At 63.1% G+C, this 24,214-nt stretch carries 19 protein-coding genes, 2 tRNA genes and 1 riboswitch; of the genes, 10 read left to right on the forward strand and 11 right to left on the reverse strand.

All coding sequences use genetic code 11. From position 1 onward, the window contains the following. Nucleotides 1-47: 47 nt before the first annotated feature. From ABIE18_RS02765 to ABIE18_RS02775, 3 genes are all read right to left on the reverse strand, one after another. Nucleotides 48-120, reverse strand: a tRNA-Glu gene (locus ABIE18_RS02765). A gap of 143 nt (nucleotides 121-263) precedes the next feature. Continuing rightward, a complete protein-coding gene (locus tag ABIE18_RS02770; RefSeq protein ID WP_224094941.1) occupies nucleotides 264-485 on the reverse strand; it encodes a helix-turn-helix domain-containing protein in 222 nt (73 codons plus the stop codon). After that, entirely contained in the window at nucleotides 485-1,135 is a 651-nt protein-coding gene (locus tag ABIE18_RS02775; RefSeq protein ID WP_499721055.1) for a hypothetical protein, read from the reverse strand. Before ABIE18_RS02775 ends, ABIE18_RS02770 begins: the two co-directional genes overlap by 1 nt. A gap of 151 nt (nucleotides 1,136-1,286) precedes the next feature. Between ABIE18_RS02775 and ABIE18_RS02780 the strand changes: the two genes are divergently transcribed. Continuing rightward, nucleotides 1,287-2,291: a DMT family transporter gene (locus tag ABIE18_RS02780; RefSeq protein WP_499721056.1), complete on the forward strand. Its 1,005-nt coding sequence runs from the start codon at nucleotides 1,287-1,289 to the stop codon at nucleotides 2,289-2,291. 1 nt (nucleotide 2,292) lies between these two features. Here the strand turns inward: ABIE18_RS02780 and ABIE18_RS02785 are convergent, their stop codons facing one another. Next, nucleotides 2,293-3,216 carry a carbohydrate kinase family protein gene (locus tag ABIE18_RS02785; protein ID WP_499721057.1) on the reverse strand — a complete coding sequence of 308 codons (924 nt, stop codon included), beginning with the start codon at nucleotides 3,214-3,216 and terminating at the stop codon, nucleotides 2,293-2,295. A 157-nt stretch (nucleotides 3,217-3,373) separates the two neighbouring features. On the opposite strand from ABIE18_RS02785, the gene ABIE18_RS02790 reads away from it, so the two are divergent. Both ABIE18_RS02790 and ABIE18_RS02795 read left to right on the forward strand, forming a co-directional pair. After that, nucleotides 3,374-3,898: a metallopeptidase family protein gene (locus ABIE18_RS02790; RefSeq protein ID WP_499721058.1), complete on the forward strand. Its 525-nt coding sequence runs from the start codon at nucleotides 3,374-3,376 to the stop codon at nucleotides 3,896-3,898. A 10-nt stretch (nucleotides 3,899-3,908) separates the two neighbouring features. Then, a complete protein-coding gene (locus tag ABIE18_RS02795) occupies nucleotides 3,909-4,829 on the forward strand; it encodes a cation diffusion facilitator family transporter (RefSeq protein WP_499721059.1) in 921 nt (306 codons plus the stop codon). Here the strand turns inward: ABIE18_RS02795 and ABIE18_RS02800 are convergent. Both ABIE18_RS02800 and ABIE18_RS02805 read right to left on the reverse strand, forming a co-directional pair. Beyond that, nucleotides 4,826-7,597, reverse strand: coding sequence for a PEP/pyruvate-binding domain-containing protein (locus ABIE18_RS02800; protein WP_499721060.1), 2,772 nt, complete (start codon nucleotides 7,595-7,597; stop codon nucleotides 4,826-4,828). The genes ABIE18_RS02795 and ABIE18_RS02800 overlap by 4 nt on opposite strands. A 20-nt stretch (nucleotides 7,598-7,617) precedes the next feature. After that, nucleotides 7,618-8,655, reverse strand: coding sequence for a universal stress protein (locus tag ABIE18_RS02805; RefSeq protein WP_499721061.1), 1,038 nt, complete (start codon nucleotides 8,653-8,655; stop codon nucleotides 7,618-7,620). 428 nt (nucleotides 8,656-9,083) lie between these two features. Between ABIE18_RS02805 and ABIE18_RS02810 the strand changes: the two genes are divergently transcribed. Continuing rightward, on the forward strand, nucleotides 9,084-9,776 hold the full coding sequence (locus ABIE18_RS02810; RefSeq protein WP_499721062.1) for an FAD-binding protein: 693 nt from the start codon (nucleotides 9,084-9,086) through the stop codon (nucleotides 9,774-9,776). Nucleotides 9,777-9,920: 144 nt separating this feature from the next. On the opposite strand, the gene ABIE18_RS02815 is transcribed toward ABIE18_RS02810, so the two are convergent. Together ABIE18_RS02815 and ABIE18_RS02820 are read right to left on the reverse strand one after the other, a co-directional pair. Further along, nucleotides 9,921-10,685 (reverse strand): NlpC/P60 family protein, encoded by a 765-nt coding sequence (locus ABIE18_RS02815; RefSeq protein ID WP_499721063.1) that lies wholly within the window; start codon nucleotides 10,683-10,685, stop codon nucleotides 9,921-9,923. A gap of 3 nt (nucleotides 10,686-10,688) precedes the next feature. After that, a riboswitch (cyclic di-AMP (ydaO/yuaA leader) is annotated at nucleotides 10,689-10,857 on the reverse strand. A 174-nt stretch (nucleotides 10,858-11,031) separates the two neighbouring features. Continuing rightward, entirely contained in the window at nucleotides 11,032-11,658 is a 627-nt protein-coding gene (locus tag ABIE18_RS02820) for a copper resistance CopC family protein (protein WP_499721064.1), read from the reverse strand. A 113-nt stretch (nucleotides 11,659-11,771) separates the two neighbouring features. On the opposite strand from ABIE18_RS02820, the gene ABIE18_RS02825 reads away from it, so the two are divergent. From ABIE18_RS02825 to ABIE18_RS02850, 6 genes are all read left to right on the forward strand, one after another. Next, the gene (locus ABIE18_RS02825) at nucleotides 11,772-13,214 is read left to right on the forward strand and encodes an NCS2 family permease (RefSeq protein WP_499721065.1); all 1,443 of its coding nucleotides are present in this window, start codon (nucleotides 11,772-11,774) and stop codon (nucleotides 13,212-13,214) included. A 73-nt stretch (nucleotides 13,215-13,287) separates the two neighbouring features. Continuing rightward, nucleotides 13,288-14,247 carry a formimidoylglutamase gene (hutG, locus tag ABIE18_RS02830; protein ID WP_499721066.1) on the forward strand — a complete coding sequence of 320 codons (960 nt, stop codon included), beginning with the start codon at nucleotides 13,288-13,290 and terminating at the stop codon, nucleotides 14,245-14,247. A gap of 56 nt (nucleotides 14,248-14,303) precedes the next feature. Then, nucleotides 14,304-14,777, forward strand: coding sequence for a hypothetical protein (locus ABIE18_RS02835; RefSeq protein ID WP_499721067.1), 474 nt, complete (start codon nucleotides 14,304-14,306; stop codon nucleotides 14,775-14,777). A gap of 104 nt (nucleotides 14,778-14,881) precedes the next feature. Then, nucleotides 14,882-14,952 (forward strand) — tRNA-Cys (locus tag ABIE18_RS02840). Between the two features lie 109 nt (nucleotides 14,953-15,061). Beyond that, nucleotides 15,062-19,999, forward strand: a complete 4,938-nt coding sequence (locus tag ABIE18_RS02845) for an NAD-glutamate dehydrogenase (protein ID WP_499721068.1) — start codon at nucleotides 15,062-15,064, stop codon at nucleotides 19,997-19,999. Between the two features lie 103 nt (nucleotides 20,000-20,102). After that, nucleotides 20,103-20,324 (forward strand): hypothetical protein, encoded by a 222-nt coding sequence (locus ABIE18_RS02850; protein ID WP_442002819.1) that lies wholly within the window; start codon nucleotides 20,103-20,105, stop codon nucleotides 20,322-20,324. A gap of 100 nt (nucleotides 20,325-20,424) precedes the next feature. Here ABIE18_RS02850 and ABIE18_RS02855 read toward each other — a convergent pair whose 3' ends face one another. The 3 genes from ABIE18_RS02855 to hutU all read right to left on the reverse strand — a co-directional run bounded on the left by ABIE18_RS02855 (nucleotide 20,425) and on the right by hutU (nucleotide 24,195). Continuing rightward, nucleotides 20,425-20,673: a hypothetical protein gene (locus ABIE18_RS02855; protein WP_216922354.1), complete on the reverse strand. Its 249-nt coding sequence runs from the start codon at nucleotides 20,671-20,673 to the stop codon at nucleotides 20,425-20,427. Between the two features lie 197 nt (nucleotides 20,674-20,870). After that, nucleotides 20,871-22,463: a histidine ammonia-lyase gene (gene hutH / locus ABIE18_RS02860; protein WP_499721069.1), complete on the reverse strand. Its 1,593-nt coding sequence runs from the start codon at nucleotides 22,461-22,463 to the stop codon at nucleotides 20,871-20,873. 4 nt (nucleotides 22,464-22,467) lie between these two features. Further along, nucleotides 22,468-24,195: a urocanate hydratase gene (gene hutU / locus ABIE18_RS02865; protein ID WP_499721070.1), complete on the reverse strand. Its 1,728-nt coding sequence runs from the start codon at nucleotides 24,193-24,195 to the stop codon at nucleotides 22,468-22,470. Nucleotides 24,196-24,214 lie beyond the last annotated feature (19 nt).

The following is a 24,214-nucleotide window of genomic DNA, read 5'->3' on the forward strand; positions in this document are numbered from 1 at the left end:
TTCTAGCTTACCAGACATTTTTCATCCGATTTACCACTTGCCTTGCGTACCCCCAACGGGATTCGAACCCGTGCCGCCGCCGTGAAAGGGCGGTGTCCTAGGCCGCTAGACGATGGGGGCCTGAACTCAATTCGGATTATGCGAGGAAAAACAACACTTTATGCGTTCTTTTCGGTTCTCACCCGTCCGAACTGGACTCTAAAACTTTAGAGCATAGATGGCGATATTCCCAAATCGAGGTCTGCACGACTCTCCAATAGCGACTACGGGACGTGCTCGAGGAGGTCGCCGACCTGGCAATCAAGCGCCTCGCAGATGGCAGTCAGTGTGGAGAACCGAATGGCCTTGGCCCGGTCGTTTTTGAGGACGGACAGGTTGACGAGGCTCACCCCAACGCGACGGCTGAGCTCCGTCAGTGTCATGCCGCGGAGCTCCAGCAACTCATCGAGCCTGCAGTGAATGGCGATCGTCTCTTCGGCCGGCATCAGACAAGGCCCTCCGTGTCGCGCTGCAGGCCCCGCCCGAACTGGAACACACCCGCCAGCAAAACCAGCGCCGCGCCAGCCACCAAGGATGTGGGGTTGAACTCCACGATGTACACCAAGGTTTCACCGGCGCTCCCCGGAATGACTCCAAGCTGTTCGGCCAGGCGGTGCTTTGCGGTGGAATCGAGGACCTGGGCAGCGCTTCCGGAAATGGCCAGGAGCGCGCCCGCAAGTCCAACGATGGCAGCGGTGTGCGGTGCGAAGAGAACCCTGCTCGTGAGCCGATACGCCAGCAGGACCAGGAGGGAAACAACACAGAGGACGGCCAGCAGGTTCATGGCCGCCGACCACCCCAGCAGGGAAGCCTCATATTCCGGGAGGGCAGGCACGCTCACCTCCACTTGCGAATAGCGTCCCACCGCACCCAGGTTCAATGCTTCCGGCCCCCTGACGGAGGAATCCCCGGCCGAAGAGTCCAGGGGCAGTCGCAGGACCACCTCTCCGGCGCCATTGCTGATAATTGCCGAGACAGTCGAAACCGATGTGGCAATTGCCACCGCCACCGCGACGACAATGAGTACCGCCGAATCCACCCTCGAAAGCACCCGCACGCGCGCCAGCGACTCTGCGATATTTCCTCGTGAACCCATAATTCCCCCAAGTAGTTATCGTCATTCGTTAATATCGAACATCGATAAGCTAACCCCTGACAACACGCTCCGTCAAACATTGGCAGTTTCTTGCCGTGACGCGTCCGAAAACCGCCAGCCCGGCCAGCCTCCCCGGCACTAGATTGGCTCTATGACAACCACCACCCCGGCCGAACCCGGCCAGCCGTCCCCCGGCATGCAACCGCGCAACACCCCCGCGCCTTCAGCTCCCATCAGCAAACTTGGCATCGCCGCCGTCGTCGTCACCGTAGTCCTGTGGGCTTCAGCGTTCGTCGGCATCCGCGCTGTGGGCCCGAGCTTCTCCCCCGGCTCCTTGACGCTCGGACGGTTGGCGGTTGCCGCCGTCGTTCTTGGAATCGTGGTGCTGCCTACCCTGAAAGTCTGGCCGCGGGGCAAGGAATGGTTGCCCATCGTGGCGTACGGGGTGATGTGGTTCGGCGGTTACAACGTGGCGCTGAACGCTGCGGAGCACATGCTCGACGCCGGTACCAGCGCCATGCTGATCAACGTCTCGCCGATCCTCATCGCAGTCCTCGCCGGAGTGGTCCTCAAGGAAGGCTTCCCACGGTGGCTTCTGATTGGCAGTGCCGTTGCGTTTGGTGGCGTGGCGATGATCGCCCTCGGCTCGGGACAGCGTTCGACGGCGGATGTGGCCGGGGTGTTGTTGTGCTTGCTTGCCGCCGTGCTCGCCTCTGTCAGCGCGATCCTCCAGAAGCCGGTCCTGCGAAAGTTTACGGCCGGGCAAGCCACGTGGTTCGGCATCATGGTGGGCGCTGTTTGCTGCCTCCCGTGGACAGGGCAGTTGATCACGGAGGTGCAGTCAGCGCCGCTGCCGGCCACACTCGGCTTGGTCTATCTGGGCATCTTCCCTACGGCCATCGCCTTCACAACATGGGCGTATGCGCTGTCCTTGATCTCGGCCGGGAAACTGGCCGCCACGACGTACCTTGTCCCCGGCACCACCATCCTCATCTCTTGGGCTGTGCTTCAGGAAGTCCCAACCATCTGGGGACTGATCGGTGGCGTGGTTTGCTTGATCGGCGTGGCCCTGACTCGGCGCACGCCAAGGGTTACCCGGCGCACGCCAAGGCTTGCCGGGCGCACATCGAGGATTGCCCGGCGAACAGCAAAGTGAGCTAGCGGGCCATACCCGCAAGGAGCTCGCGGTGCGTGGGCGGATTGGCGCCCGGACGGCCAACGGTAATGGATGCCGCCATCGATGCGATGGTGCCGATCCGCTCCAGAACGGTAGGCGCCAGACCGTCGCTGCCGCGCAGGAGCAGTCCCATAATGAGTGCCGACATGTATGAATCCCCGGCGCCGATGGTGTCGGCCACGTTCGAGGGGATGGCGGGGACCGTTAGTTGCATGTGCCGGGTGGCCATGAGCGAACCATTGGAGCCCTGGGTCACTACCGCGAGTGCCGTGCCCAGTGCCAGCAGGTGACTGGCAGTGTCCTCCAGCGCTTTGCCCGGGTACAGCCAACGGGCGTCGTGGGCGCTCATTTTCACGACGTCCGTCAATGGCACCAACTCTTCGAAGAGGGAAAGTGCCTCGTGGTGGCTGCCGAGGAGATCAGCGCGGATGTTGGGATCGTAGGTAATCATGCAGCCGCCCTGCGCCTGCTCCAACAGGCTCCGGACAACGCTGGCCCCAGGTTCAAGGAATGTGGCGATCGAGCCTGTGTGCAGGATTCTTGGGGCATATGGCAGCGCGAGCGGAGCAAGTGCCCAATCAATCTCGAACGTGTACTCAGCCGAACCGTCGGCAGCGATCCGGGCGGTCGCCGTCGCCGTCTTGCCCAGCGACTTTGATCCGGGCAGCAGTACCACGCCGGCGCCCTGAAGGTGTGCCGCAATGGCGTCGCCTCGCTGGTCCCGTCCGATGGCGGTCAGCAGGCCGGCCTTCACATCCAAGCGGCCGAGCCCGTAAGCAACGTTGGCCGGTGAGCCTCCGGGATATTCGATCTGCCCATCGGGCGACTCCACGATGTCGATGAGCGCCTCACCTACCACGACGACGTCGAGGGGCTCAGGTGCGGAGGTAGGAGTGGCGGTCATGCGGTTCCTGTTCGTTCGTTGGTGATATGCGGGGCTGGCCTACGGAATGCCGTTCGACGAGGTCGCACTCGAACAGTTCAGCATGACCTGGGGACGGTGCACCAGCGAGTATCGGCTCCAGGGCCTCAATGTTCCTTGTTGGGACTAGAGTCGGATCATGTCCGCGAATCTCCCTCCCGGCCTGCCCATCGTTCCCGACGGCGATCTCCCGTCCTCGCCGCTTCCGGAGCGGAAGGCAGTGCATAGCCCGATCGAGCACGCCCCCACCGAGGGCGCTGGATTGGCCGGAGTTGACGCGGATTTTCCTGCCGCGCCGTTCCAAATGTCGCCGGAGGAGTTCGAAGAAGCTGTGAGCGACGCTTTGCAGCTGATCCCGCCCAAAGCTGCCAGCGCCATGGACAACGTGGCAATCTTCATCGAGGACGACTACACCCCGCACCCAGATGAAGATCCGGACACCGTATTACTTGGTTTGTACGAGGGCGTACCGTTGACCGAACGCGACTCCTGGTGGGAAGCGGGCTCATTGCCGGATCGGATCACTATTTTCCGCCAACCCATCCTGGACATCTGCGCCACCCGCGAGGAAGTCATCGACGAAGTGGCCATAACGGTGATCCACGAGATCGCCCACCACTTCGGAATTGACGACGACCGCCTGCATGAGCTCGGCTGGGGCTAGCCTTGTAGGCATGGGGCACGATCACAACCACTCCCACGGAGTAACGGCAACCGGCAAGCATCGCAAACGGCTTATTGCAGTCCTGGCCATCACCTTAGGTGTGGTGGGCATCCAGGTGGTTGGCGCGCTCATCTCCGGATCGCTGGCGCTGCTGGCCGATGCAGGCCACATGCTGTCCGACGCCGCAGGCGTATTCATCGCGTTGATGGCGGCCTGGATCGCTACCCGCCCGGCGAGCGATCAACGGACTTACGGTTATCAACGGGCCGAGGTCCTGGCGGCCTTGGCCAACGCCCTTGTACTCATCGTCATCGCAGTCGTCATCATGATCGAGGCCATCCGCCGCTTTGGGGAGTCGCCGGAAATCCATACGGACGTCATGCTGTGGGCGGCGATCCTGGGCGCCGTAGCCAACCTCATTTCCCTGATGATCCTCCAGGGGGCCCAAAAGGAAAGCCTCAACGTCCGTGGGGCCTATCTTGAGGTCCTTGGCGATCTTCTCGGCTCCATCGCAGTTATTGCGGCAGCCATCGTCATCATGACCACGGGCTTCACGGCCGCCGATCCCATCGCCTCGGTCCTGATCGCACTCATGATCATCCCCCGCGCCTGGCACCTGCTCCGCGATGTTGTGGACGTACTTCTGGAAGCTACCCCCAAGGGCGTGGACGTGAACATGATCCGCGAGCACATCCTTGCCGTGGACGGCGTAGTGGAGGCGCACGACATCCACATCTGGACCATCACTTCCGGGGTGCCCGTGTTTTCCGCCCATGTTGTGGTGGAAGACGAGGTCCTTAACGCCAGCGGGGCAGACAGCATCCTGGACCAGCTTGGATCCTGCCTGGGGCGCCATTTCGATACCGAGCACTGCACCTTCCAGCTGGAGCCCGTGAGCCACTCCGAGCACGAGTCACACCAGCACGCCTAGCCGGGCGCGTCACCTGGTGTCGTGGTTACAGTTCCTGCTGCTCCATCCACGGTGATGATCTGGCCTGAGCCGATCCGCAGGGTTGCGTCGGGCACGCCCACCACCGCCGGTATGCCGTATTCGCGGGCCACAACGGCGCCGTGGGAGTTGGGACCGCCCATTTCCATGACCAGCCCGCCGGCGGTGAGGAACAGGGGCGTCCAGCCGGGGTCGGTGGAGGGCGCTACAAGGATTTCCCCTGGTTCCAGATGGGCGCCAACGGGGTCCAGGATGACCCGCGCCGGGGCTGTGATGACGCCCGCCGACGCCGGACTGCCGGAGAGGGTTCCGGGAGAAGCTGGGGTTCTGCCAGCTGCAGCAGTGGCTTCGGGTTCTGTCCCATCTGAGAGCAATACCCGCGGAATATGCCGACGCCTCAGTTCCTGCGCGTAGTCAGCGCGGCGATCTGCCACAAGTTGGTGGAGCCTGTTGCCAGCCAGGGCAGTCTCTACTTCATTGAGGTCCAGGAAGAAGATATCCTCGGCGCGCTCAATCCGCCCTGCCTCTGCCAGTTCTGCTCCGACCAGCGATAGCTGTTCCCTGGCTGAGGCCAAGCCGAGGACCAGGTTGTATTTGGGCAGCTCCCTCATTCCTGCAAACCTGCGCGTACGGTCCAACGCCGTGCGGACCAGCTTGGCGTGGAGCGGACTCTTGGCCCTTGCCCGCGCAACCAACCTGGCAACCTGTTCATCTGCCTCCCGGGCAGCTTTGCCGAACTGCTGGTCGGGTGCGTCGGCGGTGCGCTCGAGCCGCAGATAGTTGACCACGACGCCAAGTATGTGGGTGGGGTCATCCGACCATCGGGGCATGCCGAGGTCGATCTCAGCCACAGCCCTGTGCCCATAGGTGCGCAGGAAAGCTTCGAGCCCGGATTGGGCAACTGCTGGAAGTTCCCGGCCCTTGAACTGCTGAACGAGTTCTTCGAGTGCGGGGTAAGTCAGGAACGCCAAGGCCTCCGGATCTTCCCTGATTTCCCTTGCAAGCTGCCACAGTGCAAGGTCCATCTCGGTGGTGACATTGTTGGGCAGCCCACGAATCACCGTTTGGAGCTGGTCCAAGGGAGCTTGCTCACCCAGCACTTTCCGGACGAGCCCAAGCATCGCAAAGCCCAGGACCGGAAGGGGCAGGACTTGGGGAACCGTTGCGAATACTTCCTCCCCCAGGATTCTCTGCACGTGGGCGATCCGCTGATGGGCGGTGATACCCTCCGGCACTTGGAGCGCCTGATGGAGTTCTGCCTCAAGCTGCTCTTGGCGCTTCATTGCCGCGTCGGGACGGAAAAGAGCCCGGATCACCGACTCTGGAACACGGTATTTAGCGGCAACGGGCGCAACGTGCCGGATGAGTCTTATCGGAGTTTTGATGGTGACGGCGAACCGCGGGTCATCGAAAAGGCCACGAATCACGGCCGCAGAACGGGCCTCCATGATGTCAAAGATGCGTGGCACAATGGCCCTGCCCACGTTGCTGCGCAGCACGGACGTGAAGTCGAAGAAGATCCTCTGCCCGGCCTCATAGTAGGGCGATGGTCCTGAGCGTGGATCGGGGACATCGAAAGCCGCCCTGCTGGCAACGCTGGAGGCTATCAGGCGGATACCCGCCAGACCCATGGGCGTCAGAGGCCTGGTGAGGCCTTGGGCGAGACTGAAGTTCAGGAACGCGTGCTCACCGGGAGTCGCGGGCACTCGCGAGGTCAGCGGATAGAGGGTAGTAATGGGTCTTGCCTGCGTGAGCCACAGTTTCCCGGAGGAATCGATCGCCCATTCCGTATCCTGCGGGGCTCCATACTGGGCCTCGACACGCCTCCCCAAGTCGGCCAGCGCGCGGATCTGGTCATCGCTGAGGCACGGCTGCACGGAGTGGTTTTCGCCTGCCGCGGCATGATCGGCCCGCTCAATTCGTTCGGTGCCACCCCCGGCAAGCGATTTGATCTCTACCTGCCGGTCACCAAGCGTCCGTTTCAGGATGGAGTTGCTCTGCGTATCAACTACGTATTGATCCGGGTTAACGGCGCCTGACACCACGGCTTCGCCCAGACCAGGGCTGGCATCGATCACAGCTTCACGGCGCCGCCCCGTAACCGGGTTGGCCGTGAACATCACCCCGGCCGTCGCGGAATCCACCATCTCCTGGACAACGACGGCCAGCGTCACCGTGGCATGGTCAATACCGTTGGTTGTCCGGTAGCTCACTGCCCGGTCCGTCCAGAGCGATGCCCAACAGCGGCTTACGGCGTCCAGGACTGCGTCTGCTCCCACTACGTTCAGGAAAGTGTCCTGCTGCCCGGCGAAACTGGCGAAGGGCAAGTCCTCGGCCGTGGCTGAGGACCTCACCGCGACGGGGGCAGCGTCTCCCAGCTTCCGATATGCCGCCTGAACCCATTCAGCAACGTCGGTGGGTACTCCGGCGTCGAGCACCAAGGACCTTGCCCGGGCGGCGAGGCTATTCCGTACGTCAAGGTCAGACGCTCCGGCGTCCTGCAGAAGTGCAAAGATCTCCTCCATACCACTCGCTGAAAGGGCGTACCGGTAGGCGGACGTTGTGAGGCAAAAGCCGGGCGGCACTGGAAGGCGGGCGGCATTCAGCTCGCCGAGATTGGCGGCCTTGCCGCCGACCTCGGGGAGCATGTCCGCCCGGATATCCGCAATGTCCCGAATGAACACCGGGCCGCTTGCATCCGGGCCGGCACTGTTTTCCTGCCTATGCTTCCCAGGCTGCTGGTTATCCATGGACGGTGCGCGCCATGGCCCTAAGCCGCGCCGAGCATGGGTCCGAATTTGGGCCGGTCTGCCAGCCGCGGGTCCTCTCGGTCCGGAACAACGAGGACAGGCCCCTTGGCGTGATGGAGCACGCCATCAGAGGTGGAACCAAGGAGCATGCCCGCGAAACCACCACGGCCCCGCGTACCCAGGACAACCAACTCCACGCCCCGGCTGACCTCAACCAGGACGTCAACAGGTGAGCCGTCCCTCAGGTCTGTTTCCACAGGCAGCTGCGGGAAGTGGCTGCGGAGCCAGGCGACGCCTGCATCCAACTGGACTTTGATGTCCGCGAACAGGGCATCGCGGTCCAAAGGTGCTGGCACCCAAGCCAAGGAGCCGCTGTACTGCGGGACTGCGCAAATGACGCGGAGCTTTGCCCCCATCCGCTGAGCTTGTTCGGCTGCCTCCAGGACAGCGACGCGGGCCTGCTCCGAACCGTCCACACCCACGGCGACGACGTTTTCCACCGTGCGGGGCCCGGCTTTGGCGTGCTCAGCCTTGATGTGCTTGTCCTCGGTGTTCTCGCCCAAACGGTCGGCGCAGTACAGCGGGACCGTTACGGTGGGGCATTTGGCGTGGGCCGGCAACGCGCTGCTGACCGAGCCCAGGAGACGCCCGACGAAGCCGCCACGGCCACGGCTGCCGAACACCAGGAGTGCAGCGTTCGCAGAGAGGTCAAGGAGGACACCCGCGGCATCGCCATTCTCCACTGAAGCATCGACGTCAATGTTGTAACTGGAGACCTTGTCCATGGCCTGCTTGACGATTGCTTCCGCGCCCTCGCGGATCACGGAATCGTCCACAGTGGCGTATCCGCCGTCCAGGCCGGATGCTGCGAAGATGGGCACCGAATAAGCCGTGACTATATGCAGGGGAAGTTGGCGCCGTTCCGCCTCACGCGCAGCCCATACAAGGGCGCATTGACCATGCTCGGAACCGTCCACTCCGACGACGATTCCACCAGGCGACACAGCCTGGTCCTCGCCGTCCCGTGGTTCTTCAATGTGTCTGCCGTGCTGGTCCATGGGGCCCGCCTCTCCACCTACTGCTTGATGTTCCGGCCATTCTGCCAGAGGTTCTCCGTACCGGTGTTCCCTTGCTGGTGTGCAACCAATAGCCGGGGCCGAAGAAACCCGCAGGGTTCTCCTTCCAATGCCCACTATTCTCGGTTGGCAATGCCGAATCAAGGCGACTGTGGGCTATGTGGATAACGGTCCGGGCTCGGTTTTCGGCATGCTCACCGCCCTCCGTGTTGCGCTGCGGATGAACATCCAAAACACGCTGTCGCGGAGGCTATCCATGGCAGAAAAAGTTCGGTAGTGTTCGAGTCACCGAATGGCCGGCAAAAGTGTCCCAGGACACAATCCGGCCATTTATTTGCGGCCGCTTGGGGAACTCGGACGCGATCCCACGCGCTGCCGAAAGGCACACACGTCAAGGAGGAACCCAAGCAGTGTCACTCACTCCTGATTCCGTCACGGAACGGACTACCACCGTGGTGATCGGCACCGGCCTGTCCGGCTTGGCTGTTGCCAGCGAGCTCAGCCGCTATGGCATAGGTTCCATCGTGCTGGATGGCTTTGGTACTTTGTCGACCACCGGACCAGCGGTCCACACGGGAATGCTCCAGCGCTGCGACGCAGCCGACCCCGCGGCAATGCAGGAACGCAACGAGATCCTGCGCCATTTGCGCAACTACGCAGCCAGCCATCACCTGGATGTCCGCACCACCACACGCGCTGTTCGTCTGGACTTCCTGGGTGGCGACTCGTCCTCGCAGCTTGGATACGGACCCGTCGCAAGCCTGAACACGGCCAGTCTGAGGGCTGGGCTAAGCGTCTATGGCCCCCTTGAATCCACCCCACGGCAATGGGCCGTGCATACGGCCAGCGGAGTTCTCCTGGCAGATCACATCGTGGTGACCCGCTGCGCCCAGAGCCAGCTACGCCGTATGCTTGCCGACCTGGGAATCGCCATAGGCCAGAACTTCGTGGCAGCCATGCGTGCCGTCGGGATGCACTTGGTGGGCGTTGGGGAACTTATTACACCCACGCCCAAGGAAGTACTACGTCAAGCCAAGGCAGTGGGGCAAGCGATCTCATCCAAGGTGGCCCTCCCGGCCGGGCCTGGCATCGCCCTTGCCTAGAACCCCTTGCCTGGAACCCTGGCTTGGAAACGGTTGAGCCAACCGAAGCCTGTTCCTAAAACGAACAAAAGTTAACTCAGAAGGCCGGTACCTCCGAAGACATTAGTCCTCGAAGGCACCGGCCTTTGAGTTGGAGCGTGAAGCTTAGGCGCCAGCGCGTACGTACGTGATGGGGCCGGTTGCGGTGAGCCAGCTGATCGGGTGGATGCCCGTCTGGTTGCCGTTGATGCCACCGCTGATAGCCTGGCCGTTGCCGATGTAGATGGCTACGTGGCCGGACTGGACGATCATGTCACCGGGCTGGGGGTCGCTGACAACCTTGCCGTAGTTCAGGAACTGCATGGGTGCGAGGTCGCCAACCGGGATGCCTGCGGAGCCGAGGGCCCTTTCCACCATGGCGGTGCAGTCCTGCATGATGCCGATCTGGGCGTAAGCCGAGGCGACCATAGCGGCGTTGACGCCACCAACAGCCGGAGCTGCGGCAGCAGGCGCGGCTGCCACCGGAACGGTAGCCGTAGTGGTTGCAGCGGCCTGGACGGTAGCCGTTGCGGCCTTGGCAACCGGAGCCGGAGCAACGGGAGCCGGCTTTTCAATAACGGGAGCCGCTACGGAAGCAACCGCGGGGCGCTCGAAGTTGATGGTGGCCGTGGATGCGGCCGTAACAACCTTGGTGGGACCCTCGGAGACGGTCTCGGCGACAGTAGCAGGGCTGGAGTCGCGCTGAACGGGGGTCTCTGCAGCGTGGGCAGCGATGGAACCCGTCAGGACGAGGCCTGAAGCTGCTGCGATGACAGCGGCTTGGCGACCTGCGCCGGATGCGTTGCTGGCAACAGCCTTGGAGATGGAGATGAACGGATTAGGACGTACGCTGTCCGCCTTACGACGGCCGCGAAGAATGCGTGAAGACATGAAAGAGCCTCTCCCGATGCCTGCGAGGTTAGCTGTCGGATTCGGATGGGAGTCACCCGGCCACTATCCCCCGCTGTGCAGCGGAAGCTTCGTGACTTCACCCCAAGGCGCGCTCTGAAAGCGGGCCAAAATGGGTTCCCCGTCTCTGCCGTAGGTTTGTCTGCGAACGGATTCCGGACTGCGGCAGAGCTAGGCAATCAGCCCGGAAATGCCCGTTACGTGGAACAGGCACAGGTACAACCGTACGGGAAGATCACCCCAAAGTCACATTTACGTAACGAGCAGTTCGTTTTTGGCGTGTCGCAGTGACCGTTTCGAGATCTTCGCAAGTATGTAGAAAACCCTGCTATTCCGGGGAATTTTCGCCATCCGCGTCGTTGGGAGCCGCTAGCTTCCTCCGGGCTGTAACAGCGAGGAAGATCACGAGACCGATCGCCACCACAGCGAGGCCAACGATGCTCCAGGGGAAGGGTTGGGAAGCCGCCGGAGCCGGCTCAGTATTTTCCGTACCGGGGGCTGCTGTGCCCGCCGTCGGAACAGCCGCCGAAGCCGAGGGGGAGGCGCCTGCTGAGCCGCTCGCCGTCGTCGTCGTGCTTGTCCCGGAAACGGTGAACTTGAAGGTTCCCTCGATCGGGTGGGAGTCTGAACTGACCACGCGCCACACCACCGTGTATTCCCCGGCTGGAGCGCCCGGACGCAGCTTCTGGACAGCCATGTTGTCGATGATTTCCACTGCGCCATCTGCCCAGTTTTCGCCCCCAGCGGTGACAGTCACGCCCGAACCGATGGCCAGTGGCCGGTTGTTGAAGGTGATGGATACCGACGCCGGCACTTCAGCCACCCGGGCACCGTTGGCGGGAGTTGTTGATTCGGCGACGTCATGCGCGGAGGCCGGAGCGGCTCCCAGCAGCAACGCGGAAGCGAAAGCGAGAGCGGCTACGACGGCGGCCAGAAGCGGGCGGCTGGTACGCATGGGGCGGTTTCTCCTAGTGTTGGCTTCCTTACAGACTAGGCGAATCGTCCCAACGCCCCACATCAGCGGGCATAGGATTTGAGAGCAAACTCCCCCGATCCCCGGAGACCTTCATGCTTAAACAAGGTTCTGCAATCGACCGCTACTTCAAGATCTCCGAGCGTGGGTCCACATACTCGCGCGAAATACGTGGCGGCTTCGCGACCTTCTTCGCCATGAGCTACATCGTGGTGCTGAACCCGCTGATCCTCTCCGGGGCAGACTCGAGCGGGGCGTCGCTCGGTTTCACGGCCGTAGCGGCAACCACTGCCTTCGTGGCGGGCATCCTCACCATCCTCATGGGCGCCTGGGCCAAGCACCCCTTCGCCGTGGCAACGGGCCTGGGAGTGAACGCATTCGTCGCCGTGACGGTTGCCTCCCACCCGGAGCTGACATGGCCGGACATGATGGGGCTGGTGGTGCTTTCGGGTGTCACTATGCTCATCCTGGTACTCACCGGATTCCGCACGGCCGTTTTCAGGGCCGTCCCGGAAGCCCTCAAGACGGCGATCGTCGTGGGCATTGGCCTCTTCATCGCCTTGATTGGACTGGTCAACGCCGGTTTTGTCCGACGCATCCCGGATGCCGCGGGCACCACTGTCCCCCTCGGCCTTGGCGTGGATGGCAAGCTGATGGGCTGGCCGACGTTGGTGTTCGCCGTCGGCCTGGTCCTGACCATCGCGTTGGTGGTGCGAAAGGTCCGCGGCGCAATCCTGATCGGCATCGTGGTATCCACCGCCCTGGCCGCCATCCTCGAATTCACGCTGCACATTGGTCCCAGCTTCGACGGTAAAAACGTCAACCCGCGCGGCTGGTCCCTGGTGGCCCCCACACTTTCCGAATGGGGCGCTCCGGACCTCTCCCTGATCGGCAAAGCCAACCCCTTTGGAGCCTTTGAACACCTCGGATTTGTGGCTGCTGCGCTGCTGGCGTTCGTGATACTCCTCAGCATCTTCTTCGACGCCATGGGCACCATGGTGGGCCTGGCCAACGAGGCCGGAACCGTGGACGAGCACGGCAACATTCCCAACGTAGACCGCGTCCTGCAGGTTGACGCCCTGGGCGCAATCATCGGTGGCGGCGCCTCCGTTTCGTCCAACCAGATCTTCGTCGAGTCGGGCGCGGGCATTGGCGAAGGTGCCCGCACAGGTCTCGCCTCCATTGTCACGGGCCTGCTCTTCCTGGTGGCCATGTTCTTTACTCCGCTCATCAACCTTGTCCCGTTCGAAGCCGTGGCGCCTGCGCTTGTGGTGGTGGGCTTCATGATGGTGTCCCAGGTTGGCAAGATCGACTGGCAGGACTGGGGCGTTGGCATCCCCGCGTTCCTGACGATCGCCCTCATGCCCTTCACGTACTCCATTGCCAACGGCCTCGGCGCAGGCTTCATCTCCTACGTCCTGATCCGCACTTTCCAGGGCCGTGCACGTGAAGTCCACCCCCTGATGTGGGCAGTGGCAGCTGCCTTCCTGCTGTTCTTCGGCATCGGAACTGTGGAGGAGTTGTTGGGGGTCAAGTAGCGAAGTCCGGCATCTCAGACACTGCAGTACGCTGCAGCTGTTTTTTGGCACGCAGGTGGGGTGTGCTTAAAGCATGGCCCCAAACACCAGCACCAACCCCTCCGTAGACGTCCTTCCCACGCCATGGACCGGCCGCTTTGACGGCGACGGCGACGAGCATCGCCGCTGGTGGCAGGCCGTAGCACCCCTTACTTCCCCTGCCGCTCCTGGTGCCTCGCGTCCCGCCGTCGTGCTGGGTTTCTGCAGCGACGCCGGAGTGCGGCGCAACAAGGGCCGTGTGGGTGCCGCCGCCGCTCCGGCCGCCATCCGCTCGGCGCTGGCTCCGCTGGCGTTCCACCTGGACCGTGACGTGTTCGACGCCGGCGACGTGGTTGTGGAGGACGACTCACTGGAAGAAGGCCAACAACGCGCCGGAGGCGCCATCTCGGAACTGCTCGACGCCGGAAATCTCACCGTGGTGCTGGGCGGCGGCCACGAGACGGCATTTGCCAGCTACCTGGGGGTTGCCGGATCCAATGCGGTGCGCAGCGGAAAGCGGTTGGGCGTCTTGAACCTGGATGCCCACTTCGATCTGCGCGATGAGCCCACCCCGAGCTCCGGCACCCCGTTCCTCCAGATGGCCCAGGAAGAATCCGCTGCTGGACGCGAACTGCGGTACGCCGTCGTCGGAATCTCGGAGCCCAACAACACCCGCACGCTCTTTGACACCGCTGACCGCCTGGGCGTGAAGTACTTGCTGGACGAGGACTGTTCCACGGAGCGCGTCGAGACGTTCGTAGCCGACTTCGTGGCTGGAATCGATGCGCTGTACCTGACGATCGACCTGGACGTGCTGCCTGCTTCGGTGGCGCCGGGCGTCAGCGCCCCCGCTGCGTACGGGGTGGCGCTGCCAGTGATCAATGCTGTGTGCCGCCAAGTAGCCGCGAGCGGGACGCTGTTGCACCTGGACGTTGCCGAGTTGAACCCGGAGTTCGACATTGATGGACGAACCGCAAAAGTGGCAGCACGGCTGGTAAACACGCTGTTGGCATAGGGGCCTGTTCCCAGTCGCTGTCCGGCGCTTAACCTGTGGGGAAGGGAAGGACGGCGATGGGCGCAACTCCTGTGCAGGACAAGTGGGCCTGGGTGGCAGGACCCGTTGCTGTCGCTTTGGGTCTTGCCGCACACGTCATTTCCGGTGGCGACTCCCCGGCGATGCCCGTTCTGCTGGCTTTCGTTGCCCTCTCTGCCTTGGCCGCGCAGCTGGTTGTCCGCTGGATCCACGGGCCCATCCTGTTGCTGCTTTTGTCCGGCGTGGCCCAGCAATTGCTGTTCTTCGGCTTCGATGCCTTGGGTGGCTCGTTCTCCGGCGTCGGATTCCTTGACCATCTGCACGGTCAGCCTCAGCAACCAGTGGCCGTTCCTGCGGACAGTCAGCCGGGTTCAGGCGAAGTGCATGCTGCCGACCTGATGCTTTACACCCACGCAGCTGCCGCCATTCTCACTCTGCTGGTGGCCGCGGGCGTTTCGAGGCTTGCCCGGCGGGGGCGTCACCAAGGGCAACGTTCCGTAGCTTTTCCGTAGTCCAGGGAAAACGAACGTAGCCCTGCGAAAGCCTGCGTAGTCCTGCGAAAGCCGGGGCAATGAACTTTGATCGACCCGGGTTCGGGCGCCTAGTGTCATTTGCACGTGGTGTACCCGAGAGGCCAGGGAGCTGCCTGCAAAGCAGCGCACGCGGGTTCGAATCCCGCCACCACGTCTCTTGGTCTTTACCCCCAGCCCCGCGCCAGCGATCATGAAATGAGGCGCATGGACTTTGCCGACCGCAGCAGCACGGCCGCTCCTTTGCGCAGCGGAGGCGCAGCGACATGGCACCAATTATGGAGCCGGCGGACGGATTCCTGACCGACTACTACGAGCACGTCACGGACGACGACGTCCGCAGCTACACTCCCGAAACCTTGTTGGAACGGGCACGCTATCACCGCTCGTTGGCAGAACGCCGTGAAACCGGACAGGCAGTCATCGGCGTCCTGAACGAAACAGATACCAGCTTGGTGGCAATCGTCACTGATGACATGCCCTACCTTCTTCCCTCGGTGACAGCCGAGATCGCTCGTGACACCGCTTCCATCCGGCTTTTGGTGCACCCCACTTTCAGCGTCATGCGGGACCCCGCCACCCACCGCCTGACCGATATCCACAGGGGACCTCACCGCGCGGGGCTGCCCACCGGCGTCGAACGTTCCGAGGAGCATGCGCGGGCGACGGCGGCACCTGTCCCTTCGCCGGATGAGCACGACGACGGACCGCTCACCGAGGCCTGGATAGCGATCGAGATCCCCAGGATTCCGGACAATGCGAGCGCAGAGCTGCTGGTGGGCCGGCTGAACAAGGTCTTGGGTGATGTCCGGGCCGCAGCCGAGGACGCCGATGCCATCCACGAGGAACTGGTACATGAAATCGGTGCGCTGGAGGGGCCCGCCGCAAAAGACCGGACGGCGCGTGAAGCGCAGGAGCTGCTGCGGTGGCTGGACGACGGGAACTTCGTATTCCTGGGATTTCGCGGGCGCCGCGGGCTCGGCCTCCTCCGTGATGGTGCCGGTCCTGCGGCGCCAGGCGATGTTCCCGGCAAGGTGCCCGTCCTTACCCTCACCAAATCCACGCTTCGCTCAACGGTCCTTCGCCGTGCCTACCTCGACGAGATCAGCATTGCCACAGCGGACGGGAACGGCACCAACACCAGCGGGTGCACCTTTGTTGGCCTCTTCTCCCCCAGTTCAACAGCTCGCTCGGCCCAGCAGATCCCGGTCATTCGGGACACAGTGGAGGAAGTGCTGCGGGCCTTCGGCTACCCGACGTCGTCGCATCACGCCAAGGAGCTCCTTTCGGTGTTGGAGGCGTATCCGCGGGATGAACTGTTCCACATTGATGCCGAGCAGCTGGCCATCCGTGCGCGCGAGATCCTGCGACTCCAGGAACGCCATAGCACCCGGCTCTTTCTTCGTCCGGACTCCTTCGGCCGGTTCATGACAGCACTGGTTTTCCTCCCCAGGTACAGGTACAGCACGGCCGTCAGGCTCAACATCGAGCGCGAGTTGCGGGAGGCGTTTGGTTCGGACGCCATAGAGTTCGAGCTTCGGTTGGGCGAATCCGCCATGGCTCGCGTGTTCTTCCGGATCCTTTTGCCACAGGACCCCTCACGGCACGACTCATCGCACGGCGGCGCTCCGGCGGTGGTGGACGCAGCAGCCCTTGAGCAGAGGATCATCGCCGCTACGAGGTCTTGGGCGCAAGGCCTGGACGAGGCCCTCCAAACGAGGTATCCGCGGGAGGAGGCGGCCCGGTTGTCCAGGCAGTGGGCAACTGCGTTTCCGGCCAGCTACAAGGCTGATTACGAGGTGGAGGACGCAGTTGAGGACATAGCCAGGTTCGAAAGCTTTCCGGGAGTTCCGGCAGAGGCGGATTCTGCGGGCGAAGCAGATCCCCTCCTTACCGTTTACCGACGGCCAGGGACGGCAGTCCTCAGTGAGGACGCCCGGATCCGCCTTTACTTAACGCGCCCGCAGAGCCTGACCGAGATCCTCCCTTTCTTCCATAACCTGGGCTTGACGGTCCTGGACCAGCGTCCTTTCGACGTTCAGCGTGCCGACGGGCGGCAGTTCTTCCTCTACGACCTCGGCTTGAAGTATCCGCGCGGGGTTGATCCTGTGGGCACGGGCGATCTGCTGGCTGGCGCGTTCTGTGCGGCGATGCGCGGTGATGCTGAGTCAGACGCTTTGGACGCCCTGGTCATCAAGGAGGGCATCGACTGGCGGCGGGTTGCCATCCTGCGCGCGTATGCCAAGTACCTCCGACAACTGGGGAGCACCAACTCCTATGGCTTCATCGCGGACACACTCCGCGGCAATGCGACAGCGACCCATGCGCTGCTGGAATTGTTCGAGGCGAAATTCAATCCTGACCGCTTCGCTCCGGACTTGTTTGATCCGGAACTCCTCAATTCCGGTCATGGGGAGCCGGGGCCGGCCAGGGGCGATCTGTTCGAGGAGGGAAGCAGCGAACTGAGCCACAGGACGCAGGCCGTTCATGGAGCCCGGACGAACCTGATGGAAGCCATCGACGCCGTCCCTGTCCTGGACGCCGACAGGTTGCTGCGTTCCCTGGCGAGCCTGGTGGACGCCACGCTCCGCACGAACTTCTATCTCAACAAGCCCTTCATCAGCTTCAAACTCAACCCCGCCAGCATCCCGGCTGCCCCTGCACCCCGCCCGAAATTCGAGATCTGGGTCTATTCGCCGCGCGTTGAAGGCGTCCATCTGCGTTTCGGTCCGATAGCCCGCGGTGGCCTTCGGTGGTCGGACAGGAGGGAAGACTTCCGGACGGAAATCCTGGGACTCGTGAAAGCCCAGACGGTCAAGAACGCCGTGATTGTGCCCACCGGAGCCAAGGGCGGATTCTTCCCCAAACGTCTCCCGCACCCGGTAGAGGACCGTGCGGCCTGGCTCGCGGAAGGTCAGGAAAGCTACCGGACATTCATCCGGGGCTTGCTGGATATCACGGACAACCTGGTGCCGGACCCCGACGGCGGCAGCAGCGGCCGCGTAGTCGCGCCGCCCCGGGTGATAAGGCACGATGGCGACGACTACTACCTCGTCGTTGCCGCCGACAAGGGAACAGCAACCTTCTCGGATATCGCCAACGCCCTCGCCGCAGAGTACGGCTTCTGGCTGGGAGACGCGTTCGCTTCCGGAGGCTCAGTGGGTTATGACCACAAGCAGATGGGGATCACAGCCCGGGGTGCCTGGGAATCCGTGCGGCACCATTTCAGTGAACTCCTGATCGATTGCCGGGCTGAGGACTTCACGGTTGTTGGCATCGGAGACATGAGCGGAGACGTCTTTGGCAACGGGATGCTCCTCTCACACCACATCAAGCTCGTGGCCGCCTTCGATCACCGGCACATCTTCCTGGACCCCACGCCGGATCCTGAGGTCTCCTACGCTGAGCGGGAACGGCTCTTCAAACTCCCACGCTCATCGTGGGCCGATTATGACCGCACCAAGCTGAGCGAGGGCGGCGGCGTCTTTGCCCGGACGGAAAAATCCATCCCGCTCACGGATCAAGTCCGGCTCGCCTTGGGATTGGATGAAGGCACTGGTGACAATGGCCAGCTGGCGATGAGCCCTCCTGAGCTTCTCCGTGCAGTGCTCACTGCCCCGGTGGACCTCCTGTACAACGGCGGAATCGGCACCTACATCAAGGCATTCACGGAGTCCCATGCCGATGTGGGAGACAAGTCAAACGACGCCATCCGGGTCAATGCCAAGGATCTGCGTGCGCACATCCTTGCCGAGGGCGGCAACCTTGGAGTAACCCAGCGCGGCCGGATCGAAGCAGCTTTGGCAGGCGTTCTGGTCAATACCGATGCGATCGACAATTCAGCCGGCGTGGATTGCTCGGACCATGAAGTGAACATCAAGATCTTCCTGGACCGGATGATCTCCGCAGGCCGGATGTCGGCGGCAGAAAGGACCGGGTTCCTGCATTCGCTCCAAGACGAGGTTGGACGGCTCGTCCTGAAAACCAACGATGACCAGAACGTCCTGCTCCTCAATGACAAGCAACTGGCGCTGGAATGGAGTCCCAGCTTTGAACGGACCATGGATTGGCTCGAGTCAGTCACAGATCTGGACAGGGAACTCGAATACCTTCCCAGCAACGCCGAGCTTCAGGCACGGGTCCTGACTGGCAAAGGACTAACTACTCCGGAACTCGCCGTGTTGGCGGCCTACGCCAAGATCGAACTCGCCCGCGAACTCACCGAGGGCGGTTTGTCCGATGATCCCTGGTTTTCTCAAACCCTACGTGGCTATTTCCCCAAGCAAGTCTCAGAGCGGTTCGGTAAACATCTCTCCACGCATCCCCTGCGCCGGGAGATCGTAGCCACGGTGGTGGCCAACGACATGATCAACATGGGAGGCATAGCCTTCGCTTTCCGCGCGATGGAGGAGACGACGGTTTCTGCCTCGGCAGTGGCCCGGGCGTTCGTGGTGATGCGGAAGATTTGGGACTTTGACGCCCTCACCGGCAGCATCGCCCAAGTGCCGCCTACCACACCCCGCGAGCATGGAGCCGCCGTTGCCTTGGACATGCGGCGATTGCTGGACCGGTCCGTCCGCTGGTACGTGACCCACGATTTCCGCGACAAGCCCATTGCCGATGCCTTGGCCAGGCTTGAACAGCCTATGTCCTTGATGCGGGAGAACCTCACGAGCTTCCTTCATGGAGTCAACCCTGACCACACCCAGAAACGCCTGGCCCATACAGACTCGGTGGGATTGCCCCATGATCTGGGTATCAGGGCATCCGAACTCCTGGTCAGCTACGGATTGCTGGACATTTCCGTTATCGCGGAGGAACTGCAAGAGCCAGTGGAGGCCGTGGCTGAGGTGTACTTCGCAGTCTTCGAACGGATCTCGGCGATCCCCCTGCTGGAACACATCACCATGCTCCCGCGGGACACCCACTGGGAGTCGCTGGCACGTGCGGCCTTGCGGGACGACATGTACCTGGTGCTCGCGGACATGACCAAAGCGGTAGTCCGGCACACGCCCCGGATCTCTGGTGCGGTGACTGCCACGGCGTCGGACCCAGTGGAACGAATCATGGACTGGGAACGTGGAAACATCGAACAACTGGCCCGCGTCCAGGAGACCATCAAGGAGGCCATCAAGCCCGGTCCGGTGGACATTGCAGCGCTCTCCGTCGCGGTAAAGCTGCTTCGCGCCATGGTCCGGAGATGAGGCGGCGGACGTTGACGCTGCCGGTCATCTTACATATCTTGCGTCAAACGTCCTATGATTGATGGGTCGCCCTCGCATGCGGCAAGTAATAGGAGGCCCCGAAATGACCGCTGCAATCACTGCAGAACGCGAAATTCGCCTGTCTTTTTCAAAGGCAGACGAGATCCACGACGGACTTGAACGCGCCGTGGATGCTTTGATCAAGAACGCAGCAGCAGATGCCAACTGCGGCATTCTGGTGACCCGGCACGAGCCCGGCACCTACACAGTGGCCCTGGACGAATCCGTTCCCTTCGGCCAGACCCACGAAGTGCTCGCTGCGTAGTAGCAGTATTTGCAGTTGTAGTAGAAAAGCAAAAAGCCGGGGCCCAAGCCCCGGCTTTTTGCTTCACTATGCCCGGCGGAGAGCTGTGCCGGGCCGAGAGCTACGCCCGGCGGAGAGTCACGCCGTCGGACTTCATGAACAATTCCTTGCCTTCCTCCGTGACGCCCGGGCCTGAATGCTCCAGCCACACCACATTTCCGCTGCCGGAGACTTCCTCGATCAGCCCGGCCGCGATCACGTGCGCATACTTGACTACCTCCACGCGCTCGCCAACCTTGAGTTGCCTCCAGTCCGAAACCGTAACTGAGTGTGCGTTTCGTCTGGAGAGGACTGCTCCACGTGCCTTCATTGAACTTCTACCCCTTTGTGGATGTTCGCTGTTGTGTATTGAGTTATGAACGGTTGACCGTCAAGCCCACGGCACCGTTGACGTGGACGTGACGTACACCATAAGTTCTACTACATTTGTCACGCCCCGGAGATTGCGTTGCGAACAATTTCCGGGACGTGACAAATTTGCCCATCAAATGAGCGTTTTATTCGACGTCAGGCCAAGATCCCGACGGCGGATTCGGCGGCCGCGCGGACCGCACCGGAGCCAACCAGGCGGTCAGCCGCTTCGAGTTCGGGCGACAGGAACCGATCGGCTCCCGGACCCTGGACCACTTCGCGAAGGACCTCAAGCACGGCAGTACCGGCCGGACCCGGGGTCAGTTCGCCGTCGGACATCTGCGTGCGCATGTCGATAGCGCGGGCGCTGGTGACCAGCTCCACAGCCAGGACGCGGCGGAGATTCTCCACGGCCTTGCGAAGCTTCCGGGCAGCATGCCAGCCCATGGACACGTGGTCTTCCTGCATGGCGGAGCTCGGGATGGAGTCCACCGAAGCAGGCACGGCCAGGCGCTTGTTGTCCGAAACCAGGCCGGCCTGCGTGTACTGGGCGATCATGAGGCCGGAATCGACGCCGGGGTCCCCAGCCAGGAAGGCAGGGAGACCGTGCGAGCGGGCCGGGTCCAGCATGCGGTCCGTGCGGCGCTCGGCGATGGAGCTGAGGTCCGCGACGGCAATCGCCAGGAAGTCCAGGACGTAGGCCACGGGCGCACCGTGGAAGTTGCCGTTGGACGTGACGCGACCGTCCGGCAGGACAACCGGGTTGTCGATCGCAGCGGCCAGTTCGCGGGAAGCTACCAGTGCGGCGTGGTCCACGGTGTCGCGGACAGCGCCGGCAACCTGGGGGGCGCAACGCAGCGAGTAGGCGTCCTGCACCTTGGTGTCGTTGATCCGGTGGGAAGCGACGATCGGCGAGTTGGACAGCACGCGCAGCATGTTGTCCGCGCTGGCAGCCTGCCCGGGGTGCGGCCTGAGCGCGGCGTGGAGCTCCGGCAGAAACACCTGGTCGGTGCCCAGCAGCGCCTCGACGCTGAGCGCGGCGGTGACGTCCGCCGTCGCGAGCAACAAACGGATGTCAGCGATGGCCATCAGCAGCATGCCGAGCATGCCCTCGGTGCCGTTGACGAGGGCCAGGCCCTCCTTTTCCGCGAGGGTGACCGGCTCGATGCCGTGCTGCGCGAGCAGCTCAGCGACCGTCTGCTTACCGGGCACACCATAGAGTTCGCCGTCAGGACCGGTTGCTTCGCCTTCACCCATCAGGACCAGGGCGCAGTGGGACAGCGGCGCGAGGTCGCCGGAGCAGCCGAGGGAACCGAACTCGCGGACCAGCGGGGTGATACCGGCGTTGAGGACGTCCACCATGGTCTGCAGGACCACGGGACGGACACCCGTGCGGCCGGATGCGAGGGTCTTGGCGCGGAGGAACATAATGCCTCGGACCACTTCGCGTTCAACCGCCGGACCCATGCCGGCTGCGTGGCTGCGGATCAGGGACTTCTGCAGCTGCGTACGGAGGTCGTTGGGGATGTGGCGGTTGGCCAACGCCCCGAATCCCGTGGAAATACCGTAGGCAGGGACGTCGCTGGTGGCGAGGCTGTCGATGTGGGCGCGGACCTTGGCGACGTTATCCAGGGCGTCCTGGGAAATGGTCACCTTGGCATCATGGCGTGCGACGGCGACGACGTCTTCCGGGGTCACCCCACTGGAGCCGAGGGTAACGGTGAGCTGTTCGTTTGAGGTAATAGTCATGTTCTTACTTCTCGTTCATGGGGATGCGGACGCCGCGTTCGTTGGCGACTTCGACGGCGCGGTCGTAGCCGGCGTCGACGTGGCGGATGACGCCCATGCCGGGGTCGTTGGTCAGGAGCCGTTCGAGCTTCTCCGCTGCGAGGTCGGTGCCGTCGGCGACGGAAACCTGCCCGGCGTGCAGGGACCGGCCGATACCGACACCACCGCCGTGATGGATCGACACCCACGTAGCACCCGAAGAGGTGTTCAGCAGGGCGTTCAGCAACGGCCAGTCAGCAACCGCGTCCGACCCGTCAGCCATGGCCTCGGTCTCCCGGTACGGGGACGCCACAGACCCGGAATCCAGGTGGTCACGGCCGATCACGATCGGAGCCTTGACCTTGCCCTCCTTCACCAACTGGTTGAACAGCAGCCCGGCCTTGGCGCGTTCACCGTACCCGAGCCAGCAAATACGTGCCGGCAGGCCCTCGAACTCCACCCGCTCCGCCGCGGCGTCCAGCCACTTGTGCAGGTGCGTGTTCTCCGGGAACAACTCCTTGATCGCTGCATCGGTCACGGCGATGTCTTCCGGGTCCCCGGAGAGCGCGACCCAGCGGAACGGGCCCAGGCCCTCGCAGAACAACGGACGGATATACGCCGGAACGAACCCGGGGAACTCAAACGCCCGGGTGTACCCGCCCTTGCGTGCCTCATCACGGATCGAGTTGCCGTAATCAAACACCTCAGCCCCGGCGTCCTGGAACTCCACCATCGCCTGCACCTGACGGGCCATGGACGCCTGGGCCTTCTTGGTGAACCCTTCCGGATCCGCCGCGGCCTCCGTGTGCCACTCCGCCACGGTGATGCCCTCCGGCAGGTACGACAACGGGTCGTGCGCGGATGTCTGGTCCGTGACCACATCAAACGTGACTTCTCCGGCCCTGTGCCGGCGGAGCAGCTCCGGGAACACCTCGGCGGCGTTGCCCACATACCCCACGGACCAGCCACGGCGCTCGTCCTTGGCCTTCTGGACCTTCGCGATCGCGGCATCAAGATCCGTCTCGACCTCATCCAGGTACCGCTTGCCCGCCCTACGGCGCAAACGGGTCTCGTCCACGTCCACAATCAGGCACGCACCATCATTCAACGTCACCGCGAGCGGCTGCGCACCGCCCATCCCGCCACACCCACCGGTCAGGGTCAGCGTCCCGGCGAGAGGCCCTTCGGTGGAACCAGCCGCGGCGGGAGCCGGGTGGCGTCCCTCCGCAGCGAGCTTGTTCCCGACGGCGGCGAACGTCTCATACGTGCCCTGCAGGATGCCCTGCGTACCGATGTAAATCCAGGACCCGGCCGTCATCTGCCCATACATCATCAGGCCCTCAGCCTCCAGGCGGCGGAACTCCGGCCACGTCGCCCAATCCCCCACCAGGTTCGAGTTCGCCAACAACACCCGCGGAGCCCACTCATGAGTGCGGAACACACCCACCGGCTTACCCGACTGGACCAGCAGCGTCTCGTCCTTCTCCATGGACTCCAAGGTCCGGGTGATCGCATCAAACGCAGCCCAAGACCGCACAGCACGGCCCGTGCCACCGTAAACCACCAAATCATCAGGACGCTCAGCGACCTCGGGATCCAGATTGTTCATCAACATACGCAACGGCGCCTCGGTCTGCCACGACTTGGCAGTAAGCTCAGTACCCCGCGCGGCCTTAACCGGACGGGCACCAGTAGTGAAATCGGCGGGTGCCATGATGACTCCTTCGTCTTTG

Source organism: Arthrobacter sp. 2762 (assembly GCF_040548745.1).
Classification (GTDB): domain Bacteria; phylum Actinomycetota; class Actinomycetes; order Actinomycetales; family Micrococcaceae; genus Arthrobacter.

Bases quoted from the DNA above. Each gene is read 5' to 3' on its own strand.
- ABIE18_RS02770 (WP_224094941.1), bottom strand. From the start codon at position 485: ATGCCGGCCGAAGAGACGATCGCCATTCACTGCAGGCTCGATGAGTTG.
- ABIE18_RS02775 (WP_499721055.1), bottom strand. From the start codon at position 1,135: ATGGGTTCACGAGGAAATATCGCAGAGTCGCTGGCGCGCGTGCGGGTG.
- ABIE18_RS02780 (WP_499721056.1), top strand. From the start codon at position 1,287: ATGACAACCACCACCCCGGCCGAACCCGGCCAGCCGTCCCCCGGCATG.
- ABIE18_RS02785 (WP_499721057.1), bottom strand. From the start codon at position 3,216: ATGACCGCCACTCCTACCTCCGCACCTGAGCCCCTCGACGTCGTCGTG.
- ABIE18_RS02790 (WP_499721058.1), top strand. From the start codon at position 3,374: ATGTCCGCGAATCTCCCTCCCGGCCTGCCCATCGTTCCCGACGGCGAT.
- ABIE18_RS02795 (WP_499721059.1), top strand. From the start codon at position 3,909: ATGGGGCACGATCACAACCACTCCCACGGAGTAACGGCAACCGGCAAG.
- ABIE18_RS02800 (WP_499721060.1), bottom strand. From the start codon at position 7,597: ATGGATAACCAGCAGCCTGGGAAGCATAGGCAGGAAAACAGTGCCGGC.
- ABIE18_RS02805 (WP_499721061.1), bottom strand. From the start codon at position 8,655: ATGGACCAGCACGGCAGACACATTGAAGAACCACGGGACGGCGAGGAC.
- ABIE18_RS02815 (WP_499721063.1), bottom strand. From the start codon at position 10,685: ATGTCTTCACGCATTCTTCGCGGCCGTCGTAAGGCGGACAGCGTACGT.
- ABIE18_RS02820 (WP_499721064.1), bottom strand. From the start codon at position 11,658: ATGCGTACCAGCCGCCCGCTTCTGGCCGCCGTCGTAGCCGCTCTCGCT.
- ABIE18_RS02825 (WP_499721065.1), top strand. From the start codon at position 11,772: ATGCTTAAACAAGGTTCTGCAATCGACCGCTACTTCAAGATCTCCGAG.
- hutG (WP_499721066.1), top strand. From the start codon at position 13,288: ATGGCCCCAAACACCAGCACCAACCCCTCCGTAGACGTCCTTCCCACG.
- ABIE18_RS02835 (WP_499721067.1), top strand. From the start codon at position 14,304: ATGGGCGCAACTCCTGTGCAGGACAAGTGGGCCTGGGTGGCAGGACCC.
- ABIE18_RS02845 (WP_499721068.1), top strand. From the start codon at position 15,062: ATGGCACCAATTATGGAGCCGGCGGACGGATTCCTGACCGACTACTAC.
- ABIE18_RS02850 (WP_442002819.1), top strand. From the start codon at position 20,103: ATGACCGCTGCAATCACTGCAGAACGCGAAATTCGCCTGTCTTTTTCA.
- ABIE18_RS02855 (WP_216922354.1), bottom strand. From the start codon at position 20,673: ATGAAGGCACGTGGAGCAGTCCTCTCCAGACGAAACGCACACTCAGTT.
- hutH (WP_499721069.1), bottom strand. From the start codon at position 22,463: ATGACTATTACCTCAAACGAACAGCTCACCGTTACCCTCGGCTCCAGT.
- hutU (WP_499721070.1), bottom strand. From the start codon at position 24,195: ATGGCACCCGCCGATTTCACTACTGGTGCCCGTCCGGTTAAGGCCGCG.